General features: G+C 66.5%; 17 protein-coding genes. All 17 read right to left on the reverse strand.

The window, feature by feature from the left end; genetic code table 11:
* Positions 1-5 precede the first annotated feature (5 nt).
* Positions 6-404: a 30S ribosomal protein S8 gene (rpsH, locus tag AC2D9U_RS06000; protein WP_484747276.1), complete on the reverse strand. Its 399-nt coding sequence runs from the start codon at positions 402-404 to the stop codon at positions 6-8.
* A 12-nt stretch (positions 405-416) separates the two neighbouring features.
* Positions 417-722, reverse strand: a complete 306-nt coding sequence (gene rpsN / locus AC2D9U_RS06005; RefSeq protein ID WP_484747278.1) for a 30S ribosomal protein S14 — start codon at positions 720-722, stop codon at positions 417-419.
* A gap of 53 nt (positions 723-775) precedes the next feature.
* Positions 776-1,309, reverse strand: a complete 534-nt coding sequence (gene rplE, locus AC2D9U_RS06010) for a 50S ribosomal protein L5 (RefSeq protein ID WP_481999189.1) — start codon at positions 1,307-1,309, stop codon at positions 776-778.
* Positions 1,310-1,455: 146 nt separating this feature from the next.
* On the reverse strand, positions 1,456-1,776 hold the full coding sequence (rplX, locus tag AC2D9U_RS06015; RefSeq protein ID WP_484747279.1) for a 50S ribosomal protein L24: 321 nt from the start codon (positions 1,774-1,776) through the stop codon (positions 1,456-1,458).
* A gap of 4 nt (positions 1,777-1,780) precedes the next feature.
* A complete protein-coding gene (gene rplN / locus AC2D9U_RS06020; RefSeq protein WP_484747281.1) occupies positions 1,781-2,149 on the reverse strand; it encodes a 50S ribosomal protein L14 in 369 nt (122 codons plus the stop codon).
* A gap of 15 nt (positions 2,150-2,164) precedes the next feature.
* Positions 2,165-2,473: a 30S ribosomal protein S17 gene (gene rpsQ, locus AC2D9U_RS06025; protein WP_484747282.1), complete on the reverse strand. Its 309-nt coding sequence runs from the start codon at positions 2,471-2,473 to the stop codon at positions 2,165-2,167.
* Between the two features lie 12 nt (positions 2,474-2,485).
* A complete protein-coding gene (gene rpmC, locus AC2D9U_RS06030) occupies positions 2,486-2,701 on the reverse strand; it encodes a 50S ribosomal protein L29 (protein WP_484747284.1) in 216 nt (71 codons plus the stop codon).
* 1 nt (position 2,702) lies between these two features.
* A complete protein-coding gene (rplP, locus tag AC2D9U_RS06035; protein WP_481999181.1) occupies positions 2,703-3,131 on the reverse strand; it encodes a 50S ribosomal protein L16 in 429 nt (142 codons plus the stop codon).
* Between the two features lie 12 nt (positions 3,132-3,143).
* Positions 3,144-3,821, reverse strand: coding sequence for a 30S ribosomal protein S3 (gene rpsC / locus AC2D9U_RS06040; protein ID WP_484747286.1), 678 nt, complete (start codon positions 3,819-3,821; stop codon positions 3,144-3,146).
* A 1-nt stretch (position 3,822) separates the two neighbouring features.
* Positions 3,823-4,227 carry a 50S ribosomal protein L22 gene (rplV, locus tag AC2D9U_RS06045; protein WP_484747288.1) on the reverse strand — a complete coding sequence of 135 codons (405 nt, stop codon included), beginning with the start codon at positions 4,225-4,227 and terminating at the stop codon, positions 3,823-3,825.
* Position 4,228: 1 nt separating this feature from the next.
* Complete coding sequence (gene rpsS, locus AC2D9U_RS06050) at positions 4,229-4,507, reverse strand: 30S ribosomal protein S19 (protein ID WP_481999183.1); 279 nt, start codon at positions 4,505-4,507, stop codon at positions 4,229-4,231.
* A 6-nt stretch (positions 4,508-4,513) separates the two neighbouring features.
* Positions 4,514-5,347, reverse strand: coding sequence for a 50S ribosomal protein L2 (rplB, locus tag AC2D9U_RS06055; protein ID WP_484747290.1), 834 nt, complete (start codon positions 5,345-5,347; stop codon positions 4,514-4,516).
* Between the two features lie 4 nt (positions 5,348-5,351).
* Positions 5,352-5,684 (reverse strand): 50S ribosomal protein L23, encoded by a 333-nt coding sequence (locus tag AC2D9U_RS06060; RefSeq protein WP_484747291.1) that lies wholly within the window; start codon positions 5,682-5,684, stop codon positions 5,352-5,354.
* The gene (gene rplD / locus AC2D9U_RS06065) at positions 5,681-6,325 is read right to left on the reverse strand and encodes a 50S ribosomal protein L4 (protein WP_484747342.1); all 645 of its coding nucleotides are present in this window, start codon (positions 6,323-6,325) and stop codon (positions 5,681-5,683) included. The genes AC2D9U_RS06060 and rplD overlap by 4 nt, the downstream gene beginning before the upstream one ends.
* A gap of 12 nt (positions 6,326-6,337) precedes the next feature.
* Positions 6,338-7,036, reverse strand: a complete 699-nt coding sequence (gene rplC, locus AC2D9U_RS06070; RefSeq protein ID WP_484747293.1) for a 50S ribosomal protein L3 — start codon at positions 7,034-7,036, stop codon at positions 6,338-6,340.
* A 23-nt stretch (positions 7,037-7,059) separates the two neighbouring features.
* Positions 7,060-7,368, reverse strand: a complete 309-nt coding sequence (gene rpsJ / locus AC2D9U_RS06075; RefSeq protein WP_159998182.1) for a 30S ribosomal protein S10 — start codon at positions 7,366-7,368, stop codon at positions 7,060-7,062.
* A 32-nt stretch (positions 7,369-7,400) separates the two neighbouring features.
* Positions 7,401-7,975: EF-Tu C-terminal domain-related protein (locus AC2D9U_RS06080; RefSeq protein WP_484747294.1), on the reverse strand; the 575-nt coding region annotated here is incomplete at its 5' end.

Raw genomic sequence — 7,975 nt, forward strand, 5'->3', positions numbered from 1 at the left:
TCCCGTCAGAACACGCGGCAGAGGACTTCACCGCCAACATTGGCGGTGCGGGCCTCATTGTCGCTCATCACGCCCTTCGGCGTGGAAAGGATCGAGATGCCGAGGCCGGAGTAGAACTTCGGCAGCTCCGCGATCTTCGAATAGACGCGCCGGCCGGGCTTGGAGACGCGCGTGATCTCCTTGATGGCGGGCTCGCCCTCGGAATACTTCAGCTCGATGCTGATGACCTTCACGCCCGGGCGCACGCTCTCGGTCGCGAAGGCGCGGATGTAGCCCTCACGCTTCAGCACGTCGAGCACGCTCTCGCGCAGCTTGGAGGCCGGCGCCACGCAGCGGCTCTGGCGGGCGCGCTGCGCGTTGCGGATGCGGGTGAGCATGTCACCCAACGGATCGGACAGCGACATTCGCGGCCCTCCTTACCAGCTCGCCTTGACCAGGCCGGGGATCTGGCCGGAATTGGCCATCTCCCGGAGCTGGTTCCGGCAAAGCTTGAACTTGCGATAATTGCCGCGCGGGCGGCCGGTGAGCTCGCAGCGCAGGCGGACGCGGTTCTCCGCGCCGTTGCGCGGCAGCTGCGCGAGCTTCAGAGTCGCCTCGAAGCGCTCCTCCACCGGCAGCGCGCGATCCATCACCACCGCCTTGAGGGCAGCGCGCTTGCCGCGATGCAGCTTCGACAGCTTCTCACGACGCTTGTTCTTCTCGACAGACGAGGTCTTGGCCATGCCGTCCTAAATCCTCCGGAACCTGCCGCGCGCCGCGCGACGGTTTTCCAAAATCAGTTGGCGAACGGGAGATCGAAGGCCTTCAGCAGGGCCTTCGCTTCCTTGTCCGTTTTCGCGGTCGTCACGAACTGGATGTCCATGCCGCGCACCGTGTCCACCTTGTCGTAGTTGATCTCGGGGAACACGATCTGCTCCTTCAGGCCCATGGCGTAGTTGCCACGGCCGTCGAAGCCACGATTGCCGGGAATGCCGCGGAAGTCGCGCACCCGCGGGAGCGCGATGGTCACCAGACGGTCGAGGAACTCGAACATCCGGCCCTTGCGCAGCGTCACCTTGCAGCCGATCGCCTGGCCTTCGCGGATCTTGAAGCCCGCGATCGCCTTGCGCGCCTTGGTCTTCACCGGCTTCTGCCCGGTGATCGCCATAAGGTCCGCCACGGCGGCATCGAGCTTCTTCTGGTCGCCCGCGGCCTCACCCACGCCCATGTTGATGACGATCTTCTCGAGCTTCGGCACTTCCATCGGGTTCTTGTACCCGAACTCGGCCGAGAGCTGCTTGCGGATCTCATCCTCATAGCGCCGGCGCATGCGCGGCAGCTCGGCCGGCGAGGCCTGGGCCGGGCCGGCCTTCGCCACCGCGGAGAGCACCACGGTCGAGCCACGCTGCTCGCCCGCCTTCGGCGCACCGGCGGCCGGCTTCTTCGCCGTCGCCTTGCCGCCCTTCTTCGAATCGCTCATCGGTCGATCACCTCGCCGGAAGCACGCGCGATGCGCACCTTGCGGCCATCCTCAAGCACCTTGAAGCCAACCCGCGTGGGCTTGTCCGAGGCCGGATCGATCATCGCCAGGTTGGAGAGATCGATCGGACCCTCCTTCTCGACGATCCCGCCCGGCTTGCCCATGCCCTGCGGCTTGGTGTGGCGCTTCACCATGTTCACGCCCTGCACGAAGGCGCGGTTCTCCTCGGGCACGATGCGAATGACTTCGCCCCGCTTGCCCTTGTCGCGACCGGCCAGGACCTGGACCTTGTCGCCCTTCTTGATCTTCGCAGCCATGGCCTTACAGGACCTCCGGCGCCAGCGAGATGATCTTCATGAACTTCTTGCCCCGCAGCTCGCGCACAACCGGGCCGAAGATACGCGTGCCGATCGGCTCGCCCTGCTTGTTGATCAGCACCGCGGCATTGCCGTCGAAGCGGATCGCCGTGCCGTCGATGCGACGGACCGGGTAGGCGGTGCGGACGATGACGGCGCGATGCACCTCACCCTTCTTCACCTTGGCGCGCGGGATCGCCTCCTTCACGGAGACCACGATCACGTCGCCCACCGAGGCGGTGCGGCGCTTGGAGCCGCCCAGCACCTTGATGCACTGGACCCGACGCGCACCGGAATTGTCGGCAACGTCGAGATTGCTTTCGACCTGGATCATCTGTCGCTCCTGGCCTCAGACCGCGGCCGCGGCAGGCGCGGCGCCGGCCACGACCGGGGCGTCGAAGCCCTCGGGACGCGCCACGCTCTCGCCATTGCGCGCCACGACCAGCCACGACTTGCGCTTGCTGATCGGACGGCACTCTTCGATCGAGACCATGTCACCCTCCTTGCAGAGGTTGGTCTCGTCATGCGCGGCATACTTCTTCGACTGCCGGATGAACTTCTTGTAGATCGGATGCATCACGCGACGCTCGACAAGAACGGTGATCGTCTTGTCGGTCTTGTCGCTGACCACCCGGCCCGTGAGGACGCGCCTCGGCATCGTCCGGCCCCCTTACGCTTGCTTCGCCGCAGCGCGGGTGCGCTCGGCCACAATGGTCTTCACCCGGGCGATATCGCGCCGCACCTGCTTGATGCGCCCCGTCGCCTCGAGCTGCCCGGTGGCCCGCTGGAAGCGCAGGTTGAACTGCTCCTTCCGAAGGTTCACCAGCATCTCCTGCAGCTCATCCGCGGTCTTCACCCGGACGTCCGCGATCTTCGTCTGCGCCATATCAGGCCTCCGCCGGCGTCGCGCCGAGGCGCGTCACGATCTTGGTCTTGATCGGCAGCTTCGCGGCGCCGAGCTCCAGCGCCTCACGCGCGATGTCACCCGACACGCCGTCGAGCTCGAACATGATGCGGCCAGGCTTCACCCGGCACACCCAGAACTCCGGCGCGCCCTTGCCCGAGCCCATGCGGACTTCCGCGGGCTTGGTCGAGACGGGCACATCCGGGAAGATCCGGATCCAGACGCGACCCTGGCGCTTCATGGCGCGCGTGATGGCGCGGCGCGCGGCCTCGATCTGGCGCGCCGTCACCCGCTCGGGCTCCAGCGCCTTCAGGCCGAACCCGCCGAAGGTCAGCGTGAAGCCGCCCTTCGCCACGCCCTTGATGCGGCCCTTATGGGCCTTTCGATAAGTAGTCCGCTTCGGCTGCAGCATCTCACATCATCCTCAGCGCTGCGGCGCCTGTTCGGCGGCGCGCTTGTCCTGCGCCATCGGGTCGTGACCCAGGATCTCGCCCTTGAAGATCCAGACCTTCACGCCGCAGGTGCCATAGGTGGTCTTGGCCGTGGCGGTCCCGTAATCGATATCCGCGCGCAGCGTGTGCAGCGGCACGCGCCCCTCACGGTACCACTCCATGCGCGCGATCTCGGCACCGCCGAGGCGGCCGCCGCAATTGATGCGGATGCCGCCCGCGCCAAGGCGCATGGCGGACTGCACGGCGCGCTTCATCGCGCGGCGGAAGGCCACGCGGCGCTCCAGCTGCTGCGCGATGCTCTCAGCGACCAGCGTGCTATCGATCTCCGGCTTGCGGATCTCAACGATGTTCAGCGACACCTCGGCGCCGGCCATCTTGGCGAGATCCTTGCGCAGGTTCTCGATGTCCGCACCCTTCTTGCCGATCACGACGCCCGGGCGGGCGGCATGGATCGTCACGCGCGGCTTCTTCGCCGGACGCTCGATCACCACGCGCGACACGCCAGCACCCTTCAGGCGCTCACGCAGCGCCTTGCGCAGCTTCAGGTCCTCATGGAGCATCTTCGCGTAGTCGTCTTCCGCGAACCAGCGGCTGTCCCACGTACGGTTGATGCCGAGCCGGAGCCCGATCGGATTGACTTTATGGCCCATGTTACGCGGCCTCCTGCTGCGCCGCCGGCGCCTGCACACTCTGTTCCGCCACGACGATCTTGAGGTGGCTGAACCACTTCTCGATGCGCGACGACCGGCCACGACCGCGGGCGTGGAAACGCTTCATCACCACGGCGCGCCCGACCTCGGCCTTGGTCACGACCAGGCGGTCGACGTCGAGCGAGTGGTTGTTCTCGGCGTTGGCGATCGCGCTCTCGAGCGTCTTGCGCACCGTGATGGCTATCCGGCGCTTGGAGAAGGTCAGCGTCGCGACGGCGTCCTGCGCCGTGCGGCCGCGGATCAGCCCCGCCACCAGGTTCAGCTTGCGCGGGCTCACACGAATATTCTTCGTGATCGCCTGCGCCTCGGTCTCCTCGAGACCGCGTTCGTGCTTCGGCTTGCTCATATCAGCCCCGCTTCGCCTTCTTGTCGGCCGAGTGGCCGGTGAAGGTGCGCGTCGGCGAGAATTCGCCGAACTTGTGGCCCACCATGTTCTCGTTCACCTGGACCGGGATGAACTTCTTGCCGTTGTAGACCCCGAAGGTGAGGCCCACGAACTGCGGCAGGATCGTGCTGCGGCGCGACCAGATCTTGATGATCTCGTTGCGGCCCGAAGCGCGGGAGGCATCGGCCTTGTTGAGCAGGTAGCCGTCCACGAACGGCCCCTTCCAGACGCTGCGCGACATTGTCGATCAGCCCTTCGTCGCGTTGCGGCGACGGACAATAAGCCTGTCCGTGCTCTTGTTGTTGCGGGTCTTGGCACCCTTGGTGGGCTTGCCCCACGGGGTGACCGGGTGACGACCGCCGGAGGTCCGGCCCTCGCCACCGCCATGCGGGTGATCGACGGGGTTCATCACCACGCCGCGGTTATGCGGCCGGAAGCCCATCCAGCGCATACGGCCGGCCTTGCCGATCATCTGGTTGCTGTTGTCGGGATTCGACACCGCACCGATCGAGGCCATGCACTCGGAGCGCACCAGGCGGAGCTCGCCGGACATCAGCTTGACCTGCGCGTAGCCGCCATCCTTGCCGACCAGCTGGCAATAGGTGCCGGCGGAACGCGCCACCTTGGCACCCGCGCCGGGCTTGATCTCGACGCAGTGGACGATCGTGCCAACCGGAATGTTGGCCAGCGGCATGGCGTTGCCCGGCTTGATGTCCGTGCGCTCGCCCGCCACCACCGTGTCGCCCGCCTTCAGGCGCTGCGGCGCGATGATGTAAGACAGCTCGCCATCCTGGTACTTCAGCAGCGCGATCCAGGCCGTGCGGTTCGGATCGTATTCCAGGCGCTCGACCACCGCCGGCACGTCGAACTTGCGGCGCTTGAAGTCCACCAGGCGATAGGACTGCTTGTGTCCGCCGCCCCGGAACCGCACCGTGGTGCGGCCATGGTTGTTGCGGCCACCGGAATGCGGCTTGCCCTCGGTCAGACCCTTGACGGGCTTGCCCTTCCAGAGCTCGGACCGGTCGACCAGCACCGTGCCGCGGAGCGACGGCGTAACCGGGTTGAAATTCTTCAGTGCCATGGTGTCACGCGAGCCCCGTCGTGAGGTCGATGGTCTGGCCGGCCTGCAGCTTCACCATCGCCTTCTTCCAATCGGAACGCTGGCCTTCGCGGCCGCGGAACCGCTTGGTCTTGCCCTTCATCACGATGGTGTTCACCGCCTCGACCTTGACGTTGAACAGCTTCTCGACCGCCGCCTTGATCTCCGGCTTGGTCGCATCGCGGGTCACCTTGAACGTGACCTGGCTGGTCTCGTTCAGGCGCGTGGCCTTCTCCGTCACCACCGGCGACAGGATGATCTGGTAGACGCGCTCGGCGGAAAGGGTCGCGCCGCGCGGCTTCGCTGCTGTCTCGCTCATGCCTCGCTCTCCTGCGCCGCGCCGTTCAGGCGGGCAGCCAGAGCCTCGACGCCGGCGCGGGTCAGCGCGAGCACGTCGTGGTTCAGGATGTCATAGACGTTGGCGCCCATGGTCGGCAGCACGTTGATCTTCGGGATGTTGCGGGTGACGCGCGCGAAGCCCGCATCCACCTGCGCATCGACCACCAGCGCGCTGTTCCAGCCCAGCTTCTTCAGCTGCGCCACCATGGCGGAGGTCTTGCCCTCCTCGCCCACGGCCACCGTGTCGACCACCACCAGCTTGCCGGCCGCCACCTTGGCGGACAGCGCGCTGATCAGGCCGAGACGACGGACCTTCTTGTTCAGGCTGTAGGCATGGCTGCGCACGACAGGCCCATGCACCACGCCGCCCTTGCGGAACTGCGGCGAACGCAGCGAGCCCTGGCGGGCATTACCCGTGCCCTTCTGGTTGTAGGGCTTCTTGGTCGTGCCGGAGACCTCGCCCATGCCCTTGGCCTTGTGCGTGCCGGCACGGCGCTTCGCGAGCTGCCAATGCACCACGCGGGCCATGATGTCGGCGCGCGGAGCGGCGCCGAACAGCGCCTCCGGCAGGTCGATCTGACCGGCCGCGGCATTGTCCAGCGTGATGACGGGAAGTTGGATCGCCATCTTCGATTACCCCTGCACCGCGGCGGGGAAGGGCGCATCGGCGGGGCGCGCGCGCTTCACGGCGTCGCGCACCATCACATAGCCACCCTTCGGACCCGGGATCGCGCCCTTGATCAGCAGCAGCCCGCGCTCGGCGTCGTGGCCGGCGATCTCGAGGTTCTGCGTCGTCACGCGCTCGACACCCATGTGCCCAGCCATCTTCTTGTTCTTGAAGGTCTTGCCCGGATCCTGGCGGTTACCGGTCGAACCCAGCGAACGATGGCTGATCGACACGCCGTGCGAGGCCTCGAGGCCCGCGAAGTTCCAGCGCTTCATGCCGCCCGCGAAGCCCTTGCCCTGGGTCACGCCCGTGACATCGACCTTCTGGCCCTTCACGAAATGCTCGCCCGTGAGCTTGGAACCCGGCGCCACCACCGCGTCATCGGCGACGCGGAACTCGACCACCTTGCGGGGCGATTCCGTGCCGGCCTTGGCGAAATGGCCCTTCTGGGGCTTGGTGACGTTCTTCGGCTTGGCCACGCCGATGCCGACCTGCACCGCGACATAGCCATCCTTCTCGGCCGTGCGGTTGGCGATCACGCGCACCTCGTCGAGGTGCAGCACGGTCACCGGCACGGTCGAGCCGTCCTCGTTGAACAGCCGGGTCATGCCCAGCTTGCGGGCGATAAGCCCTGTACGGCCACGATTGGCCAGGGTGGGGGACATCATCTTCGTCCTCTAGCGCCCGCTCAGAGCTTGATTTCGACGTCCACACCGGCGGCCAGGTCGAGCTTCATCAGCGCGTCCACGGTCTGCGGAGTGGGATCGACGATATCGAGCAGGCGGCGGTGCGTCCTGATCTCAAACTGCTCACGCGATTTCTTGTCGACATGCGGCGAGCGGTTCACGGTGAAACGCTCGATCTGCGTCGGCAGCGGGATGGGCCCGCGCACGCGCGCACCCGTCCGCTTGGCCGTGTTCACGATCTCCCGCGTGCTGCCATCGAGCACGCGGTGATCGAACGCCTTGAGGCGGATACGGATGTTCTGACTGTCCATGGCCTTGCGCCTATTTCCCTTCGCGCCGGGCGTTACTTGACGATGCTGGCGACGACGCCGGCGCCGACGGTGCGGCCGCCCTCGCGGATCGCGAAGCGCAGGCCCTCATCCATCGCGATCGGCGCGATCAGCTCCACATCCATCGACACGTTGTCGCCCGGCATCACCATCTCGACGCCCTCAGGCAGCTTCACGATCCCCGTCACATCCGTCGTGCGGAAGTAGAACTGCGGACGGTAGTTCGTGAAGAACGGCGTGTGACGACCACCCTCTTCCTTCGTCAGGATGTACGCCTCCGCCTTGAAGCCCGTGTGCGGCGTGATCGAGCCGGGCTTCGCCAGCACCTGACCGCGCTCCACATCCTCGCGCTTCGTGCCACGCAGCAGCGCGCCGATGTTGTCGCCCGCCTGCCCGCTGTCCAGCAGCTTGCGGAACATCTCCACGCCCGTCACCGTCGTCTTCACCGTGTCCTTCAGGCCCACGATCTCGACCTCTTCGCCCACCTTGATGATCCCGCGCTCCACGCGACCCGTCACCACCGTGCCGCGGCCCGAGATCGAGAACACGTCCTCGATCGGCATCAGGAACGGCATGTCCACCGGACGCT

Source organism: Roseomonas sp. TF40 (assembly GCF_057219975.1).